The organism is Pedobacter terrestris (assembly GCF_052343045.1).
GTDB lineage: Bacteria > Bacteroidota > Bacteroidia > Sphingobacteriales > Sphingobacteriaceae > Pedobacter.
The window spans coordinates 3,460,202-3,478,140 of the sequence record NZ_CP180264.1 but is presented as its reverse complement, the minus strand read 5'-3'; the positions used below and the strand labels follow the sequence as shown (position 1 = coordinate 3,478,140).

At 38.7% G+C, this 17,939-nt stretch carries 17 protein-coding genes; 12 read left to right on the top strand and 5 right to left on the bottom strand.

Annotated elements, in window-relative coordinates; translation table 11 throughout:
- Window positions 1-4 precede the first annotated feature (4 nt).
- The 3 genes from ACJVDH_RS14720 (at window position 5) to ACJVDH_RS14710 (ending at window position 2,705) form a co-directional block, all read left to right on the top strand.
- Entirely contained in the window at window positions 5-949 is a 945-nt protein-coding gene (locus ACJVDH_RS14720) for a gliding motility-associated C-terminal domain-containing protein (protein WP_443944161.1), read from the top strand.
- Window positions 949-1,941 carry a PorP/SprF family type IX secretion system membrane protein gene (locus ACJVDH_RS14715; RefSeq protein WP_443944160.1) on the top strand — a complete coding sequence of 331 codons (993 nt, stop codon included), beginning with the start codon at window positions 949-951 and terminating at the stop codon, window positions 1,939-1,941. Before ACJVDH_RS14720 ends, ACJVDH_RS14715 begins: the two co-directional genes overlap by 1 nt.
- A gap of 152 nt (window positions 1,942-2,093) precedes the next feature.
- Complete coding sequence (locus ACJVDH_RS14710; RefSeq protein ID WP_443944159.1) at window positions 2,094-2,705, top strand: Crp/Fnr family transcriptional regulator; 612 nt, start codon at window positions 2,094-2,096, stop codon at window positions 2,703-2,705.
- Between the two features lie 614 nt (window positions 2,706-3,319).
- Here ACJVDH_RS14710 and gap read toward each other — a convergent pair.
- The 3 genes from gap to pfkA are packed head-to-tail and all read right to left on the bottom strand — an operon-like array spanning window position 3,320 to window position 6,162.
- Window positions 3,320-4,321 (bottom strand): type I glyceraldehyde-3-phosphate dehydrogenase, encoded by a 1,002-nt coding sequence (gene gap / locus ACJVDH_RS14705; RefSeq protein ID WP_443944158.1) that lies wholly within the window; start codon window positions 4,319-4,321, stop codon window positions 3,320-3,322.
- A gap of 9 nt (window positions 4,322-4,330) precedes the next feature.
- Window positions 4,331-5,173 carry a hypothetical protein gene (locus tag ACJVDH_RS14700; protein WP_443944157.1) on the bottom strand — a complete coding sequence of 281 codons (843 nt, stop codon included), beginning with the start codon at window positions 5,171-5,173 and terminating at the stop codon, window positions 4,331-4,333.
- A 2-nt stretch (window positions 5,174-5,175) separates the two neighbouring features.
- Window positions 5,176-6,162 carry a 6-phosphofructokinase gene (pfkA, locus tag ACJVDH_RS14695; protein ID WP_443944156.1) on the bottom strand — a complete coding sequence of 329 codons (987 nt, stop codon included), beginning with the start codon at window positions 6,160-6,162 and terminating at the stop codon, window positions 5,176-5,178.
- Window positions 6,163-6,272: 110 nt separating this feature from the next.
- Here pfkA and ACJVDH_RS14690 point away from each other — a divergent pair, with 110 nt between their 5' ends.
- Entirely contained in the window at window positions 6,273-6,962 is a 690-nt protein-coding gene (locus ACJVDH_RS14690) for an NUDIX hydrolase (protein ID WP_443944155.1), read from the top strand.
- Between the two features lie 207 nt (window positions 6,963-7,169).
- On the opposite strand, the gene ACJVDH_RS14685 is transcribed toward ACJVDH_RS14690, so the two are convergent.
- Window positions 7,170-8,024: an N-acetylglucosamine kinase gene (locus ACJVDH_RS14685; RefSeq protein ID WP_443944154.1), complete on the bottom strand. Its 855-nt coding sequence runs from the start codon at window positions 8,022-8,024 to the stop codon at window positions 7,170-7,172.
- Between the two features lie 220 nt (window positions 8,025-8,244).
- On the opposite strand from ACJVDH_RS14685, the gene ACJVDH_RS14680 reads away from it, so the two are divergent.
- The 5 genes from ACJVDH_RS14680 to ACJVDH_RS14660 all read left to right on the top strand — a co-directional run bounded on the left by ACJVDH_RS14680 (window position 8,245) and on the right by ACJVDH_RS14660 (window position 14,939).
- Entirely contained in the window at window positions 8,245-9,267 is a 1,023-nt protein-coding gene (locus ACJVDH_RS14680; protein ID WP_443944153.1) for a threonine aldolase family protein, read from the top strand.
- A 79-nt stretch (window positions 9,268-9,346) separates the two neighbouring features.
- On the top strand, window positions 9,347-10,864 hold the full coding sequence (accC, locus tag ACJVDH_RS14675; protein WP_443944152.1) for an acetyl-CoA carboxylase biotin carboxylase subunit: 1,518 nt from the start codon (window positions 9,347-9,349) through the stop codon (window positions 10,862-10,864).
- A gap of 63 nt (window positions 10,865-10,927) precedes the next feature.
- Window positions 10,928-11,512: a riboflavin synthase gene (locus ACJVDH_RS14670; protein WP_443944151.1), complete on the top strand. Its 585-nt coding sequence runs from the start codon at window positions 10,928-10,930 to the stop codon at window positions 11,510-11,512.
- A 267-nt stretch (window positions 11,513-11,779) separates the two neighbouring features.
- Window positions 11,780-14,410, top strand: a complete 2,631-nt coding sequence (locus ACJVDH_RS14665) for a family 78 glycoside hydrolase catalytic domain (RefSeq protein ID WP_443944150.1) — start codon at window positions 11,780-11,782, stop codon at window positions 14,408-14,410.
- Window positions 14,411-14,477: 67 nt separating this feature from the next.
- Window positions 14,478-14,939, top strand: a complete 462-nt coding sequence (locus tag ACJVDH_RS14660; protein ID WP_443944149.1) for a DUF4268 domain-containing protein — start codon at window positions 14,478-14,480, stop codon at window positions 14,937-14,939.
- Here the strand turns inward: ACJVDH_RS14660 and ACJVDH_RS14655 are convergent.
- Complete coding sequence (locus tag ACJVDH_RS14655) at window positions 14,936-16,087, bottom strand: tetratricopeptide repeat protein (RefSeq protein WP_443944148.1); 1,152 nt, start codon at window positions 16,085-16,087, stop codon at window positions 14,936-14,938. The two genes, ACJVDH_RS14660 and ACJVDH_RS14655, sit on opposite strands and share 4 nt — an antisense overlap.
- A 134-nt stretch (window positions 16,088-16,221) precedes the next feature.
- Between ACJVDH_RS14655 and ACJVDH_RS14650 the strand changes: the two genes are divergently transcribed.
- The 3 genes from ACJVDH_RS14650 to ACJVDH_RS14640 all read left to right on the top strand — a co-directional run bounded on the left by ACJVDH_RS14650 (window position 16,222) and on the right by ACJVDH_RS14640 (window position 17,922).
- Window positions 16,222-16,515, top strand: a complete 294-nt coding sequence (locus ACJVDH_RS14650) for a hypothetical protein (protein ID WP_443944147.1) — start codon at window positions 16,222-16,224, stop codon at window positions 16,513-16,515.
- 15 nt (window positions 16,516-16,530) lie between these two features.
- Entirely contained in the window at window positions 16,531-17,121 is a 591-nt protein-coding gene (locus tag ACJVDH_RS14645; protein WP_443944146.1) for a porin family protein, read from the top strand.
- A gap of 174 nt (window positions 17,122-17,295) precedes the next feature.
- Window positions 17,296-17,922, top strand: coding sequence for an RNA polymerase sigma factor (locus ACJVDH_RS14640; protein ID WP_443944145.1), 627 nt, complete (start codon window positions 17,296-17,298; stop codon window positions 17,920-17,922).
- The last annotated feature ends 17 nt before the right edge of the window (window positions 17,923-17,939 follow it).

Here is a 17,939-nt window from a genome sequence, read left to right as displayed (position 1 = left end):
ATATATGAGCAGTAGGTTTCGGACCTTCTTGTTTTTGCCATTCCTTTGGTTTTTTATCGCCAAAAGTTATGGGCAAAGTGCCTCCAATGCACGCCAGCTAGTAACGGTTACGAAAGGATCGTCTGTGGTTCTGCGTGCCAACTCGGCAGGTGCAAGTTCGTATATTTGGTACAAAGACGGAATTTTGGTGCCAAACCAGAATAAACAATCGCTTATTACGGCTACAGCCGGGATTTATAAAGTAGCTTCAATTAATGCTGGAGGATGTACTTCCGATTTATCAGATGAAATTGAAGTGGTTGTACAGAGCAGGCTTTCTGCGGATGTTGCAATAACCAAACGGTCTGAACAGCGTCAGGTTTACAGTAACCAGGTTTTTGAATATTATTTGGATGTGCGCAATAATGGAGTTGATGATGCCTCCCTTGTTCATATTTTAGATATTCTGCCAGAGAACCTGCAGTTTGAAAGTCTGGCTGAACCAACAATGGGACTAGCACTTTATGATCCTGCTACCAGAACCATAAAATGGGATATTGAATCTTTACGCAATGCGGAGTTCGCCGAATTGGTTATCCGTGTACGCAGCAAACAAGCGGGAATGGTTAGCAATACAGCAACTGTTTCTGCACATGAATACGATCCAAATTTAAAAAACAATACCTCTACAGATCAAAAAGAAATTGCTGGTTTACATGTGCCAAATGTGTTTACGCCAAATGGGGACGGCAAGAACGACACATTTCATATTGAAAACCTCGATGCATTTGATCAAAATCAATTGACCATCATTAACCGCTGGGGCAGTACAGTTTATCAGTCTAATAAATATCTGAATGACTGGACTGCCAACGGATTAAGCGATGGTACTTATTTCTATATCGTTAAAGTCCGTAATGGTTCAGGAGATTGGCTGGAGTATAAGGGCTACATCACAATTATTAGGTAATGTTAAAAAATCATACACGCTCCAAAAAAGTATGTTTTACTGCATTGTTTTCTCTGTTGTATATCTGTTGTTTCGCGCAGCAAAATGCACAGTTTGCGCAATATGTTTTCAATGGTATGTATATCAATCCCGGTTATACGGGATATAAAGAAGAATTGTACATGCAGGCCTTTGTACGCTCGCAGTGGACAGGCGTAAAAGGTGCGCCACAAACACTTTCTATTTCTGCCGATGAAGCAGTTAATGACGAAAGCCTTGGCATAGGTGTAATTATGACTAAAGATAAAATTGGTGCACAGAGTAGTTTAAATACTTCTTTGAATATGGCGTACCGGATTAAATTAGACCGAACTGAAACCAATATTCTGGCATTCGGTTTAGGTATTGGCGCAATTCAGGTTGGGACAAACGGAAATTTACTCGATCCGATTGATCAGGGTGATGCAAGAATCCCGACAGGTGCAGTGAGCCAGATTAGTCCAGATATACGTGCTGGTGTACACTATTCTAACGAAAAATTTTTTATCGGTTTTTCTGCCGATAATTTGCTTTCGCGATCGCTTTCCGTATTCGATTCTTACAGTTCGTTAAGTTATAAAGTGCAGCCACATTTTTATTTATCGTCTGGTTGGGCATTGCCGCTAAATTATGACTGTGTATTCCGGCCAACGTTTTTGATTAAAGATGATTTAAGCGGGCCAACATCTTTAGATTTGAATGCCTTTTTATTATTCAAAGAGCGTTTTTGGATTGGTGCAGCCTACAGAACATCGGTAAAACTGTATCCAAAACCTCAGTTGCAGAGCGATTTAAGGCAACGTGCAGCTTTGGGTTTAATTACAGAGTTGTTTGTACGGCAGAATTTGCGTGTAGGTTATGCGTATGATTATAGTTTGAATAAACTTGGCAACTATGAATATGGGTCGCATGAAATATCAGTGGGTTATTATTTGGTAACAAAAAAAAGCCGCAGGCCCAAATGTTATTTTTAAATATGATTTGATTGCGATTACATACTGTTTAAACCGTTGATGTCGGCTTTGAGTGTATCGATAAATTAATATGAAGCGATTTTTTTTGCACTTTCTTTGATAATACTGTAGTATTTGCTATACTTATCGAGTATTTGCTATCCCTTAATGTTATGTCTGAGCTCGAAAAAAACCATCTGATCCAATCTGTCTTATCTTATTTCAGAAACCTCACTACGCTTTCTGATGGTTTTGTGAGGGAAATTGAAGGCGGCGCGCACTTTCTCGAGATTAAAAAGAACAAATACATTCTCTCTCCTTTAGAGTACAATAGCAATGTTTTTTTCCTGGCAAAAGGGTTGGCCAGAGGTTTCGTAAAATATCAGGATAAAGAACTCACAACATGGATTAGCCTTGGGAACGAGTTTATCAGCGCGATACAAAATCCTTACGATAATTTGTCGAGTCCATCTATCGAATACATTCAATCACTTGAGGATGCAAAACTTGTGGCTATTCCGCAAATATTGATCTATCATTTGTATGATGTTTATCCAGAAACCAATATCATTGGGCGGAAAATTCTCAATATGCAACATCATCAGGCTTCTGAGCGTGCAATACTTGCGCGCCTGCCGACAGCAGAAAACCGCTACGAACGTTTTATGGAAACCCATGCACACGTTTTTGCCAGAGTGCCGTTAAGGTGTATTGCAAGTTACCTGGGTATGAGATTAGAGACCTTAAGCAGAATACGCAACCGCGCCGATAAGGTGAAGATTTAGGAAAATCGATTTTTAGGTGTACAACTCAGATTAAAATTGGCCATAAATAAGAAAAGAGACATTCCATCCAGACATGTCTCTTTTTTCTAACCAAATATAAACCTGTTATGAGCCAGGCTTTGTTTTTAATCTCCTTTAAACCGAAGTTTAATTGGAAATGATTTATCTTTTTAATGTGATAAACATTTGTTTGTCTATCATGATACAAATATAGGAAAACTTTCGATAGTGTAAAAAATACACTAAGAAAAAACCTGCTTTTTTGTGTCATTTTTTTTTGACTGTTGCAGTTAATTCAAAAGTCGCTTCTTATAACCGTCAATGTGACAAATATAAGGTAAAATATCCATCATTAATTGTTAAATATTGTCAAAAAATTATATAATATATTCAAATCGTGTCCAAACGTGTTCTTTTCAGTTAATAGACTCGAAAACATGCCTTATGTTGATGATTTAACCATGTGTTTACAGTAAATTAATACATAAAATATTATATATCTTAAATTTTGGTCATTTAGTTTCGTTTTCTTCCTGAAAAAATGTTTTGTCATAAAAAAAAGGCTCCATATTGGAGCCTTTTCGTTAAAATAACTTAAATGCTAATTAAATTCATTAAAGTGTTGCATAGTATTCTACGAATTTTGCAAGCGCAGAAGAATATCCCCACTCATTATCGTACCAAGATACAACTTTAACGAAGTTATCATTTAAAGAGATACCCGCGCCAGCATCAAAGATTGAAGCGTGATCGTTACCAATAAAGTCAGTTGAAACAACCTCATCTTCAGTATATGCAAGAACACCTTTTAAAGGACCTTCTAAAGAAGCTGCTTTCATTGCGGCTTTAATTTGCTCATAAGTAGCTGGTTTTTCTAAACGCGCAGTTAAATCTACTACAGAAACATCTGCAACAGGAACGCGGAATGACATGCCAGTTAATTTACCTTTTAGTTCTGGAAGTACCATACCAACAGCTTTAGCTGCACCGGTTGATGAAGGAATGATGTTAGAGAAACCACCACGTCCACCTCTCCAGTCTTTAGCTGAAGGACCATCTACAGTTTTTTGTGTAGCGGTTACCGCGTGGATTGTGCTCATTAAACCTTCTACAATGCCGAAGTTATCGTTTAATACTTTAGCAATTGGTGCTAAACAGTTTGTAGTACAAGATGCATTAGAAACGATTGTCTGATCTGCAGTTAATTTATCGTGGTTAACACCCATTACGTATGTAGGGATGTCTGCATCTTTAGCAGGAGCAGAGAATACTACTTTTTTAGCACCAGCTGCAAGGTGTTTCTCCGCATCTACACGAGTTAAGAATAAACCAGTTGATTCGATTACAACTTCAACGCCAACAGCATCCCATTTCAAATCCGCAGGATTTCTTTCTGCAGTTACACGAATGGTTTTGCCATTTACAACTAAGTTACCGTCAACAACTTCGATCGTACCGTCGAACTGGCCGTGGACAGTATCATACTTCAACATATAAGCCATGTAGTCTGGCTCAATTAAATCATTGATGGCTACGATGTCTAATCCTCTTTTTAAGGCAGCTCTAAAAACAAGTCTACCGATACGGCCAAAGCCGTTTATTCCAATTTTGCTCATTGTTTTTTGTTAATTAATGTAATGTTTTAATAAATTAAGTATTGGTTCTTTGATAATTGTTTTAATTTTTAGCTTGTGTCTGTTGGCTACTATTCTTACCTGGCTTTCCAGTTCTGCGGCTACTTTTCCAACCAAATGGAAGTCTTGGTCTGGATATCGGGCTACAATTGGAAGCACATAAAGCTGAAAGTAGTCTTCAAATCCGGTATCAATTAATTCAGCAACAAAAGGGTGTGCTGCATTTTGGGTTATAAAATCAAAAAATGAAGTTAGAAAAATATTTGCCTGTGGTTTATTGTAAATCCGCTCCAATATCTGAGGCCGGTCTAAATTGTACAGGCGATTAAATTTATCTTCCAGGTCTTGTGGTAATTTCTTTCCGAGAAGGTTCTTCAATACTATTTTTCCGAAATAATTGGAAGAACCTTCATCGCCAAGTATATAGCCCAGTCCAAAGTTATTTGGAGCAGGTTTTTTCCCGTCAAAGTAGGTGCAATTTGCACCGCTTCCCAGCATTCCAACAATTCCTGTATTGTTGTTGCAAGCTGCTTTTGCGGCTCCAAAAATATCGTTTTCTACTGTTATTTTACTGAATTTAAAGAACGATGAAAGCGTTTCTGCAAGTTCGGATTTTCTTTCCGAAGATGATGCACCAGCAGCAAAAAAGTATATTCTTTTGATATTTTCAGCGTTGTTGACTAGAACGGTTTTTTTGTTCAAAATCTGCAAAATGGTTTTTGGATCAACAAAGCAAGGATTAATCCCGGCAGTGTTGCAATGCGCCACTACAACGCCATTTTGTGCCAATTTCCAAAATGCTGTTTTTGATCCGCTATATACAACTGCTATCATATTTAGATGGAAAGTACTTCGGTCATTTCAATTAAATCGGCTTCGAGTTTAAATGTATGAGAAGCTAAAGCTTCTTTAATACTCGTAAGTCTAATGTCGTTCCCTTTAAGTCCAACCATCATTTCGGTTTGGCCCGCAATAAGCGCATTTACTGCTGCATACCCGAGTCTGCTGCCCAAAATACGATCAAAACTGCTTGGACTTCCGCCGCGTTGCAGGTGGCCAAGTATGGTTACTTTTGTATCGTAATGATCAAACACTTCTTTTACTCGGTTTGCAATATCATAAGCTCCGCCTTGTTTGTGCCCTTCGGCAACAATCACGATGCTTGATGATTTTTTAGTTGCTGCACCAAGTGCAAGTTTATCAATAAGTTCATTCACACTGGTTTCTCGTTCTGGCAATAAAACAGCCTCGGCACCACATGCAATTGAACTTCTTAAAGCGATACACCCAGAGTCGCGTCCCATCACTTCAATAAAAAATAGACGATCGTGTGCATCAGCGGTATCGCGGATTTTATCTATTGCCTCTATTACAGTATTAATTGCAGTATCGTAACCGAGTGTAAAATCTGATCCCGAAAGATCATTGTCAATTGTACCGGGAATACCCATTACTTTAACGCCAAAATTTTCAGAAAAACGTTTGGCCCCTGTAAAGGTTCCGTCTCCGCCGATTACCACCAATCCGTCGATATCATTTTTCTTCAGATTTTCGTAAGCAAGTTGCTGTCCTTCATCGGTTTTGAACTCCAGGCAGCGTGCGGTTTTCAAAATCGTTCCACCTAAGTGTAAAATATTGCTTACAGAACGGGCATCCATTGGTTTTATGTTGTCACTTATCAAACCCTGATACCCTTGCATAACACCAAACATGTTGATGCCATGGTATATTCCCGTACGAACTACTGCTCGTATCGCTGCATTCATTCCTGGAGCATCACCTCCAGAAGTCAATACGGCTATGTTTTTAATATTTGGCTCCATCTTTATTATACGAATATAGTGTGTAATTTCTACACTAAGTAATTTTTTTTATTTTTTTTACTTAATGTTGAAAGTCATACCTTTATCCGTTAAAATAATTAAATTTTACCTTGGAACAAATTTTACCTCATTTAGATTCAGTATTCTCAATAGATTGTGTTTTGTTTGGATTTGATGGGAAGGAACTTAAAATCCTGCTCATTGAAAGGAATGAAGAACCATTTAAAGATTGGTGGGCATTGCCCGGTAATATTGTTGGCCTCGACGAAAGTTTAGATCAATCAGCCTCACGTATTTTATATGAATTAACAGGCTTACGGGGCATTTTCATGGAGCAATACTATGCATTTGGCGATCCAAACCGTCACCCGCAAGGTAGAGTAATTACGCTGGCGTATTATGCTTTGATTCGTTTAGGCGGAGACAAAGATTTGCGCCCCGTAAGTACATATGCAAAACGTGCAAAATGGTTGCCAATATCTGACTTGCCTAAGCTTGCTTTTGATCACCAGAAGATCTACGATAAAGGACTTGAAAAAATTAAACGCAGGATTAAACATCAACCTATTGCTTTTGAACTTTTACCAGAGAAATTTACACTAACCCAGCTTCAGCATATTTACGAACTTATTTTGGGCAAGAAATTGGATAAACGGAATTTTAGAAAGAAAATTGTCAGTTTCGGTGTTTTGAAAGAATTGGATGAAAAACAAAAAGGTGTTTCTTACCGTGCAGCAACACTTTATCGTTTTGACAAACGTAAATATGCCAAATTGTTCGGTAAGGAAATTTCGTTTTAGCATTGGATCAAACTTAAAGACTAAGGTAAAACCTGAACTTTAGAGGCAAAAAACAACAGCTCTAAAACTCAGCGTGCAATGCAATCTGAGATAAAAAAAACCGATTTGAAAAGCTCAAATCGGTTTTTTTATCTTATAAATTTTTATTAATGGGCGATATTTTCTACTTTTTACCTTTTGGCTTTTGCCTTTACTAAAAGTTGAAAATTATTTTGCCACATCAAGATGATATTGTACCAAATCATCTATTGGTGAGCGGATAATTTTTCCAACGCCCATTTCATAACGATCGGCTACAATACTTAAAATATCGCGGAAACTGTATCCTACAGAACCTACACAATTTAATTTGTGGTCTTTGTAGTTTGGATAGTGAATGACCAGATTTTCAAAGAAAGCAGTAAAAGCATAATCTACAGTGCTGAAGGTATAATCTTCGTAATTATCTTTAAAATCATACAAAAATTTACTAAAACTTGCACAGAAACGGTTCGGGAGCGGTTTGTTGTAAATATTGTCAAAGATGTCTTCGTTGGTTAAGGCATAGTTGTCGTAAAAAGCTTCACGCAAACCTTTTGGCATGTAGCCTTTCATGTAATCACTCAGGATACGTTTACCGATATACGATCCGCTGCCTTCATCACCCAGGAAGTATCCCAATGAATCGATATTTAACGTAATGTCCGTTCCATCATACAAACAAGAGTTTGTACCTGTACCTAGAATCGCAGCGAAACCCGGAGCATTTCCCAGTAAAGCTCTGCAAGATGCCAATAAATCGTGGCCTACAAAAACTTCAGCATTTACAAATACTTGTTTCATGGCATCAGCCACAACCTTCACATTCGCAGGTGTAGAACATCCAGCGCCGTAATAATAAACGCCTGTTAATTTTTCTCTCTCCAAGTGGTCTGGAAGAGTTTCGTTCAAAGACTTAACAATGTACTCGGTTTTTGAAAAATACGGATTGTAACCTTCGGTGTTAAAGTAAATTTTTCTGCCGGCCTCATTAATCAGACACCAATTTGTTTTGGTAGATCCACCGTCTGCAATTACTATCATTTTATTTATTTTTGGTTTTAGCACGATAAAAGTATAAAAACTCTTATATTTTGTATCCTTTTTTTTAATAATTTTTTAACAATTTGTTGTTGCCGGAAACGGGGTGTGTAAAAAATACACTATATACGCCCTCAAATCGGCTAAAATCCTTAAAATTATACCCAAAAAGGCATTGGTCTTTTTTTTTAACGTCAGCAATTTTTTACACGAATTTATACGCATGAATAAGATTTTTTTAGATTTCAGAAGTGACACGGTAACCCGGCCGGGTTCGGAAATGTTAGAAGCCATGATGAGCGCAAAAGTTGGCGACGATGTTTTCGGCGAAGATGAAACGGTGCGTATGCTAGAGTCTAAACTGGCCGGAACCTTTAATATGGAGGATGGATTATTTTGCCCTTCAGGCACGATGACCAATCAGATTGCCATTAAGTGTTTTACCAACCCGATGGAAGAAATTATTTGCGATCAAACCGCGCATGTGTATCGTTACGAAGTGGGTGGGATTGCGTACCATTCTGCGGCATCTGTTCGTTTGCTTCATGGCGAACGGGGAATTTTAACACCAGAATTGATAGAACCTGAAATAAATGAAGACAATATTCATTATCCGGATACCAGTTTGGTTATACTCGAAAATACAGTTAATAAAGGCGGCGGAAGCTGTTATACTTTAAAGCAAATTGCGCCAATTCACCATTTATGCAGTATTAAAGGCCTTAAATTGCATTTAGATGGTGCGCGTGTTTTTAACGCACTTGCGGCGACTGGAGATAAGGCGCATGATTATGGGAAATATTTTGACGGAATTTCTGTTTGCTTGTCTAAAGGTTTAGGCGCGCCGGTTGGCTCTGTACTTCTGGGCGATAAAGACATGATAAAAAAAGCCAGAAAAATCAGAAAAGCTTTTGGTGGTGGCATGCGCCAGGCGGGGTTTCTGGCAGCTGCCGGCATTTATGCGCTGGATCATAATGTGGAAAGATTAAAACAAGATCATTTACATGCTGCGGCGCTGGCAGAAACTTTACTTAAAGCCAGGTTTGTAAAATCGGTAATGCCTGTAGAAACTAATATTGTCATTTTTGAGGTAGAAGATAAACAATCTGAGAAAATTGCACACCAACTTAAAGAAAAAGGTTTGTGGTGCAATACAACAAGTCCTTCACACATTCGTATGGTTACACATTTAGATCTTCCATCTGAAAAAATTGACCAAGCGATAGACATTCTTTCACACTTTTAAGTTGCGCACAATTGTAAGTTGGCAAGCAAAAGGAAAAACGTTAATTTGTAGCCATCTAACCGATACAGAAACATCAATCATGTCAGAAACTATACAATCCCCAAAACTTTTTTCTAAGATTCTCGTAGCAAACCGCGGAGAAATCGCTTTGCGCATTATGCGCTCAGCAAAAGAAATGGGCATCAAAACGGTAGCTGTTTATTCTGAAGCCGATCGAGCGGCACTTCATGTGCGTTATGCAGACGAAGCTGTATGTATTGGCCCTGCACCCTCAAATCAGAGTTATTTGGTTGGCGAGAAAATTATTCAGGCTTGCAAACTTACCGGTGCAGAAGCCATTCATCCCGGTTACGGTTTTCTTTCAGAAAATGCAGAGTTTGCCCGTTTGGTAGAAGCAGAAGGATTGATTCTTGTTGGTCCGTCTGCCCATGCAATGGAGATTATGGGCAATAAACTTTCTGCCAAAGCGGCTGCGCTGAAATACAATATCCCGATGGTTCCGGGAACGGAAGAAGCCATTACCGATGTTGCTGATGCAAAGCAACGCGCAATTGAAGTTGGTTTTCCAATACTGATTAAAGCTGCTGCCGGTGGTGGTGGAAAAGGAATGCGCATTGTAGAATCTGCCGGCGAGTTTGAAGAGCAGATGAAACTTGCCGTAAGTGAAGCCACATCGGCCTTTGGAGATGGTTCTGTGTTTATTGAGCGCTATGTAAGTTCGCCCAGGCACATAGAGATTCAGATTCTGGGTGATATGCATGGAAATATCGTTCATCTTTTTGAACGGGAATGTTCTGTGCAAAGACGGCATCAGAAAGTTGTTGAAGAAGCACCATCGTCGGTTTTAACGCCAGAAATCAGAGAACGTATGGGGAAATGCGCGGTAGATGTTGCCCGTTCTGTAAATTATACCGGCGCCGGAACAGTAGAATTTATCCTTGATAACAATCTTGATTTTTTCTTTTTGGAGATGAATACGCGCCTGCAAGTAGAACATCCGGTAAGCGAATTGATTACGGGAACAGATCTGGTAAAAGAGCAAATAAGTATTGCCGCTGGAAGGGTATTAAGTTTTACGCAGCAGGAATTGGAAATTAAAGGTCATGCTATAGAGATTCGCGTTTACGCGGAAGATCCGGCAAATAATTTTCTTCCGGATATTGGCACATTAAAAACTTACGTAACGCCAAAAGGTGTTGGCGTGCGTGTAGATGATGGTTTTGAGCAAGGGATGGAAATCCCGATTTATTATGATCCGATGATTGCCAAACTCATTACTTACGGAAAAGACAGAGAAGAAGCCATAGAAAGAATGTTGCGTGCAATAGAGGAATATGAGATTACCGGGATAGAAACTACTTTGGCTTTTGGTAGTTTTGTAATGCAGCACGAAGCTTTTAAAAGCGGCAACTTTGATACGCATTTTGTAGGGAAATATTTTAAACCCGATATGTTAAAAAATGTAGATCAAAATGAAGCGCTGATTGCCGCTGTTTTTGCGGCAAAGCTGTTTAGTAAACCTGCAGATTTACCAGTTGAGGCAAAAAGCAAAACTGGAAAATCTGAATGGCGAAATAACCGATTGAAATATGAATAGCAACTGTTTCTTCTAAACCGCCAAACAAGCATTTGAAGAATATATAATAGCACCAGAAATAAAATGTTTACCGGAATTATCGAAACCCTTGGCGAAGTAACAGCCATTAAAAATGACCACAGCAATGTACATTATACCATTGCATCTGCCATTAGTCATGAACTAAAAATTGACCAAAGCGTTGCCCACAACGGTGTTTGTTTAACCGTTGTATCTTTAAATGACGGATCGCACACGGTAACAGCAATTGATGAAACGCTGCAAAAAAGCAATCTCGGCAGTTTAAAAGTGGGCAGCAGAGTAAATCTTGAACGTTGTATGCAAATGAACGCCCGCTTAGACGGCCATATTGTACAAGGTCATGTAGATCAAACGGCGACATGTATAAAACGCGAAGAACTTAACGGAAGCTGGGAATATCGTTTTAAATATGATGCCTCTGCGGGAAATGTCACGGTAGAGAAAGGATCGGCTTGTGTTAATGGCATTAGTTTAACCGTTGTACATTCGCAAGCAGCTGAATTTTCGGTTTTCATTATTCCTTACACTTTTGAACATACCAATTTACAGGAAGTTCAAGTGGGTGATACTGTAAATCTGGAATTTGATATTATCGGAAAATATGTGGCCCGCTTAATGGCGAAATAATAGCTTAAAATCTTTATCAAAAGCCTGTTCAGCAATTTTATTGGATAGGCTTTTTTGTTTCCGGGAGTTTTTTGCTGCAAAGTAATTCATTATGTATTTTGATAGAAACCGGAAATCAGTTTCCAATTTTAGAGCAGACTATCAGACGAAAGGTAAAATCTCATATCCTGCAATTTCTCAAGCAACATGCAGGACAGTACAGGATAGTTTGCTAAAGAATATTTTTGAACATCGTATAGGCAACCAAATTTCGAGAAATCCTTTCCTATGAAAAAAATCCCATTCATCTTCGTCGCTATATTATTGTTTCAAAATGTACAACTATTTGCGCAACGTCTTTCGCTGAAAGATTTGAAAGTAGAATACAGTCGAAATCCAACATCTGTTGATGCTGTGCCACGTTTTAGCTGGAAGATGGTTTCGGCCATAAAAAATACAGCGCAAACGCAATATCAAATCAGATTGTCTGAAACAACAGATTTTAAAAAGATAATCTGGCAAACTGAAGAGAGAACAGAAAATACTTTATTTAACCGTTACACTGGAGATAAACTTTCATCGAAAACAACTTACTACTGGCAGTTGCGTGTAAAAGACAATCACGGAAACCATTCTTCCTGGTCTGATGTGCAACAATTTCGAACCGGATTGGAAGAGAAAGACTGGACAGCCCAATGGATTTCAGTAGAAGGGACAGATTCCAGTTTGGCCAGCCCGATGATGCGGAAAAGCTTTAATCTTACAAAGAAAGTAAAATCGGCTACAGCCTACATAACCGCAAAAGGCTTTTATGAAGCATCAATAAATGGAAAGAAACTTGGAGACCATTATTTTGCGCCCGGATGGACCAGCTATAAAGACCACATTCAGTATCAGGTTTATCGGATCGATGTAAAAACACTTGGAACAAAAAATGCAATAGGCGTAACACTTGCCGATGGTTGGTACAAAGGCCGAATTGGATTTACCAATCAGAGCCGTTTTTACGGAGATCGGCGCGCATTATTGATGCAGCTGGAAATAGAATATACAGATGGGAGTCATGAGGTAATCCAAACCGATCAAAGTTGGAAAACCAGTTACGGGCCAATCCGTTCGTCAAGCATTTACGATGGTGAAACTTACGATGCGCGTTTGGAAAAAACAGGATGGAATACCGCAAGTTTTGCCGAATCAGAAACCTGGAAGCCTGTTTCTATTGTAGAAAAGGGAACTGAAAAGCTGGTTGGTATGCAAGGGCCAGGCGTTAGCAAACACGAAGAATTTAAGGCTATAAAAGTATTTAAAACACCATTGGGCGAAACTGTGGTAGATTTTGGGCAGAATTTGGTCGGCTGGGTTATCTTGCGTGCAAAAGGTAAATCCGGAACCAAAATTGTACTTCGCCATGCGGAAGTTTTGGATAAATCCGGAAATTTTTATACCACGAATCTGCGTTCTGCCAAGCAGCAAAATACCTACATTCTAAAAGGAGAAAATGAAGAAGTTTTTGAACCTCATTTTAGTTTTCAAGGTTTCCGTTATGTGCAGATTGAAGGTTATCCAGGTACGTTAACAACAGAAAATTTAAGCGCTGTAGCGCTCTATTCGGATATGGAAAATACAGGAACATTTACCAGTTCTAATCCTTTAATTAATCAGCTCCAGCACAATATACAATGGGGGCAAAAAGGAAATTTTGTAGATGTACCAACAGATTGCCCGCAACGTGATGAACGTTTAGGCTGGACAGGCGATGCACAGGCTTTTGCATCTACTGCGGCATACAATATGAACGTTTCGGGGTTTTTTGCCAAATGGCTTGCAGATGTACGTGCCGATCAGCAAAGTAATGGCTCTGTACCTTTTGTTGTTCCAAATGTATTGGGGGTAAATGATGCCGGCTCTGCAGGCTGGGCAGATGTGGCAACCATTTTGCCTTGGGATATGTATGTGGCTTACGGCGATAAGGGAATTCTGGATATTCAATATCCAAGCATGAAAAAGTGGGTAGATTTTATCCATTCAAAATCGCGAGGGAATTTGTGGAACAGTGGATCGCATTTTGGCGACTGGCTTTTCTATCGCCCGAATGATGATAACGATGGCCGAGCAGCAGTTACCGATAAATACATGATTGCCCAAACTTTTTACGCGCATTCTACTCAATTGCTTATTAAAGCAGCAATGGTTTTAGGTAAAAAAGAAGATGCGGAGAAATATTCATTATTGTTAGACAGTATAAAATCGGCCTACGTGCAAGAGTATATGACACCTAACGGAAAGCTGGTTTCTAATACCCAAACGGCTTATGTTTTGGCTTTACAGTTTGATATGCTGCCAGAAAAGCTGCGGGCGCAGGCGGCAGATCGTTTGGTGCAAAATATCAGAGATTACGGAAACCACCTTACCACGGGCTTTTTAGGCACACCTTATCTTTGCCATGTATTGAGCAGATTTGATCATGCCGATGTTGCTTACGATCTTTTGCTGCAGGAAACTTATCCTTCGTGGCTGTACCCCGTAAAAATGGGTGCAACAACCATTTGGGAAAGGTGGGATGGGCAGAAACCCGATGGTACTTTTCAAACGGCAGATATGAATTCATTTAATCACTACGCATACGGAGCAATTGGAGATTGGATGTATAAAAATATTGCAGGCATACAACCACTTGAAGATTCTCCTGGTTACAAGCAATTTATGATTGCGCCAAATCCTGGCGGCAAACTGACTTCTGCAACAGCAACATTTGAAAGCATGTACGGAACCATCAAATCTTCATGGAAACTTAAAGATGGCCAATTTATGCTCGATGTGCAGATCCCGCCAAATTCATCGGCTACTGTAGTATTGCCCAAATCCGGTAAAACCGAAAAAATAGGTTCAGGAGTCTACCATTTTGAATATCGCTATTAACTATTTATAATTGTAGTATAAAAACCCTTCCAAAGCAATGCTTTAGAAGGGTTTTCGATTTATAATTATGTACAGTAAAGAAGAAGCCGCGCATTTGCGCCAACAGTTTTGGATTAGTTTCGGGCAGTATATGAAGCCGGTTCCATCGGCTAATGGATTGCCCGTAAATTGGATCAACTATAAAACAGGCGTTAAAAACATCTTCTTTAAAATGGATGTAGACAATAAAAAAGCAATTCTCTTTATAGAACTCAGTCATACAGATCAAGGTATCCGGCACTTGATTTTCGATCAGTTTCTACAGTTCAAAACGATGTTACAAAACAGTCTGAATGAAGAATGGGATTGGAAGCGCGATACCACAGATGCTTACGGAAAAACCATCAGCCAGATTTCTATTACGCTAACTCAGGTAAGCATTTTTAACCAGCAGCACTGGCCTCAGCTCATTTCTTTTTTCAAGCCACGTATGATTGCACTGGATGATTTCTGGGATAACGTTAAACCGGTATTTGAAGATCTGGTTTAGTGTGGTAAATTGATTTGCGCAAGCCGGTTGGTTACAAATTTTATTTCATCTTTATTGTCTTTAGGGTCTGGTTTGCTTTTTAAATAGAGATTGTAATAACTCTGCGCTTTTTTTTCCTGTTTTAGTTTGGTGTCATAATAAATCGCAAGGCGATAATATAATGATGGATTTTGTTTAAACTGAAGTCCTTTTTTATACGCGGCTAAAGCCTGAGGCAGTTTTTCACGCTCTTCGTAAACCAAACCGAGTAATCCATAATAACTTGATGTATTGGTAGAAATTCCGGCATCTATTGTTTTTAAGGCATATTCTGTCGCTTTCTGTTGGTTTTTAAGTGCGCGGTAACTCAATGCTGTATAATACAGTGTCATTTCGTTTTCGAGGTGCATGGGCTCTAAACTGTTGAAGCGGTCTACTGCATTTTTATAATCTTTGGTAAAATAATAGGCTTTTGCGACATCTTTAATTACGCTTGCATCCTGAAGTTCCTTCAGTAACCTTTCTCCGGAACGAATGACCTCATCATATTTTTTCAAATTGTTGGCAATGGGCAGTTTCTCGCGTTGCAGCATTAGGTTATCACTGTCTGCCTGTAAGGCAATATTCAACACATCATATGCTTTTTGATATTGCTGATAGGCTGAATATTGATCGGCAAGATCTGCAGCAACATCGCCTTCTGCAGGATTAATCGTATTCGCTTTAATTAAGTAAATCAGTTTCAAAGAATCCTGACTCTTGCCATAAAGGTTAGCCAGAATTTTATATACATTAAAATTGTTGCTGTCTATTTTCACAATTTCGCTATAATAGAATTTCGCTTTCTCTACATTTCCACGCCGGTTGTGAATGCTGCCCAAACTAAAAAGAACAGGCAGGTTGTGCGGTTGCAGTTGATAGGCTTTTGCATAATATTTTTCCGCTTCGGCATTTTTGCCTGCCATTAAATAACAATAGCCAATTTGAGTAAGCAATTTAAAATCTGCAACATCTGCACCAGCCGTTTTTATCAAATAATCTGCTGCCAGATCGTAGTGTTGGCTTTGATAGAAGTCGAACAATTTTTCTTTATCCAGCACAGCTGAATCCTGACTATAACCACTAAAATACATCAACATCAGGGCGATCAAAACAGATACATTTTTCATAGTAAAATTTTTAAACTAATTTATTAGTTATTATTTACATTTCAAAATGCTTTGTGAAAGTATGTTCCGTTTTCAAACAAAATGTTCTCACCGGGGTTTATTGTGTATACGTTTAACTTAAAAAAATAAAACCTATGAATACTTTAAAGAAGTTTGAATTGATGGAAAAGATAGTGCGGGAACTGGAAGATTTACAAAATTCGCAACAGGCACTTATTCAGAAAATTGGTAAAATTGAGGTTGATAATATTGAGCTGGGCGATAACAGACTGGAGAAAGATTTACCAGATATTCATCAGAATTTAGCAGATAACTTAGATACAATCTCAGGAATTTTGGATTACTTTGCAGGGAAAACGCAGAATTTTGGCGACAAAAATAATGTAGATGCCCTGAAAGCTCAGGAAGCCATCAACAATGCGGGATAAATTAAATTAAAATCTATGAAAATCTTTAGCCTTACCGTTGCCCTGTTAATTACAGGCTTATTTGCACATGCTCAACTTTTGCCAACCTTTCAAATGGGTGTAAAAGCTGGAGCTAACTTCTCTAAATTTGATAGCGAAAATACCTTTAGCAGCGACAATCGGGCCGGCTTTTACGGCGGTTTATGGGCGCGTATTGGTGGCGCGGGGATTCATTTCCAGCCAGAACTTTACATTTCTGGCAAAAAGACAAATTTAGTAAGTGATGCAACGGGAGAGGTAAATAAAGTAAGTTTTACCAGTTTGGATGTGCCTTTACTAGTAGGAACCAAATTTGGCGCAGCAGGGGTTGGTTTACGTTTAAATACCGGACCAATGATTTCTTTCATATTGGACGAAAACCAAAGCTTTAATCAAGCTGCAGGAAATGTTTTTCGTGCCGATTTTAAAAATCAAGCTATTGCATGGCAATTTGGCGCTGGTTTGGATCTGCAACGCTTAAGTGTAGATGCACGGTATGAACTTGGTTTAAGTAAAATTAACAAAGCAGGTTATCCAGGTACAAAACTTAGTTTATTTACTGTTGGCTTAGGCTACCGGATTTTTTAATATCCGGGTATAAAAATTTTGTTTGAGGATTGTTCTGAACGGGCAATCCTCTTTTTTTTGCTTTTTTACCCAAATGATCACAAAGGGTGGGAAATTCATTGGCGATAATTTTAGTTTACGCCTTTAAATTATTATACTGCATTAAATTCGAAACGGATCGAATAAAATAGTTGTATGTCCCTGAATAATCATCCCGATCAAGAAAAAAGTCTGCAGACCTGGCTTTCCTTTAAAACCGGAGATTGGGGTGCTTACGAGGAATTGTACAATACACATTTCAAAATACTAAACAATTACGGTTACAAATTTACCCGCGATGCGAAACTCATTGAAGACGCCGTGCACGATTTGTTTGTAGAACTTTGGTCTAAACGCAGCAGATTAAGCGATCCGGTTTCTGTCAAAAATTACCTTTATCGAGCTTTGCGCAACCATATTTTTCGTAAAATGGAAAAGCAGCAACGCTTTGTGCCTGTAGAAGATGATGCTCAGTTTCCTTTTAATTTTGAAGTTTCTCTAGATACGCGTTTCATAGAAAATGAAACACAGAAAGCCTTGCAGGCAAAAGTACAACGCTATGTTAACGAACTTCCGGCAAGGCAACAGGAAATTATTTTCCTCCGATTTTACGAGGGATTAGATTATGAAGAAATTGCAGAAGTAATGGGGTTAAACAAAACTTCTGCATATAAACTGTTGTATAAAGCAATTGATAAGCTTCAGCATAATGTTAAGATCAGTGAATTGCTGATGATATTGTGCTTTTTTTCGCTCAGAAAGGGTGTTTTCGAAATAAATTAATTTTTTTGTCGGGTTGG

Coding starts and splice junctions, on each gene's coding strand:
- ACJVDH_RS14720 (WP_443944161.1), top strand. CDS start 5: ATGAGCAGTAGGTTTCGGACCTTCTTGTTTTTGCCATTCCTTTGGTTT.
- ACJVDH_RS14715 (WP_443944160.1), top strand. CDS start 949: ATGTTAAAAAATCATACACGCTCCAAAAAAGTATGTTTTACTGCATTG.
- ACJVDH_RS14710 (WP_443944159.1), top strand. CDS start 2,094: ATGTCTGAGCTCGAAAAAAACCATCTGATCCAATCTGTCTTATCTTAT.
- gap (WP_443944158.1), bottom strand. CDS start 4,321: ATGAGCAAAATTGGAATAAACGGCTTTGGCCGTATCGGTAGACTTGTT.
- ACJVDH_RS14700 (WP_443944157.1), bottom strand. CDS start 5,173: ATGATAGCAGTTGTATATAGCGGATCAAAAACAGCATTTTGGAAATTG.
- pfkA (WP_443944156.1), bottom strand. CDS start 6,162: ATGGAGCCAAATATTAAAAACATAGCCGTATTGACTTCTGGAGGTGAT.
- ACJVDH_RS14685 (WP_443944154.1), bottom strand. CDS start 8,024: ATGATAGTAATTGCAGACGGTGGATCTACCAAAACAAATTGGTGTCTG.
- ACJVDH_RS14680 (WP_443944153.1), top strand. CDS start 8,245: ATGAATAAGATTTTTTTAGATTTCAGAAGTGACACGGTAACCCGGCCG.
- accC (WP_443944152.1), top strand. CDS start 9,347: ATGTCAGAAACTATACAATCCCCAAAACTTTTTTCTAAGATTCTCGTA.
- ACJVDH_RS14670 (WP_443944151.1), top strand. CDS start 10,928: ATGTTTACCGGAATTATCGAAACCCTTGGCGAAGTAACAGCCATTAAA.
- ACJVDH_RS14665 (WP_443944150.1), top strand. CDS start 11,780: ATGAAAAAAATCCCATTCATCTTCGTCGCTATATTATTGTTTCAAAAT.
- ACJVDH_RS14660 (WP_443944149.1), top strand. CDS start 14,478: ATGTACAGTAAAGAAGAAGCCGCGCATTTGCGCCAACAGTTTTGGATT.
- ACJVDH_RS14655 (WP_443944148.1), bottom strand. CDS start 16,087: ATGAAAAATGTATCTGTTTTGATCGCCCTGATGTTGATGTATTTTAGT.
- ACJVDH_RS14650 (WP_443944147.1), top strand. CDS start 16,222: ATGAATACTTTAAAGAAGTTTGAATTGATGGAAAAGATAGTGCGGGAA.
- ACJVDH_RS14645 (WP_443944146.1), top strand. CDS start 16,531: ATGAAAATCTTTAGCCTTACCGTTGCCCTGTTAATTACAGGCTTATTT.
- ACJVDH_RS14640 (WP_443944145.1), top strand. CDS start 17,296: ATGTCCCTGAATAATCATCCCGATCAAGAAAAAAGTCTGCAGACCTGG.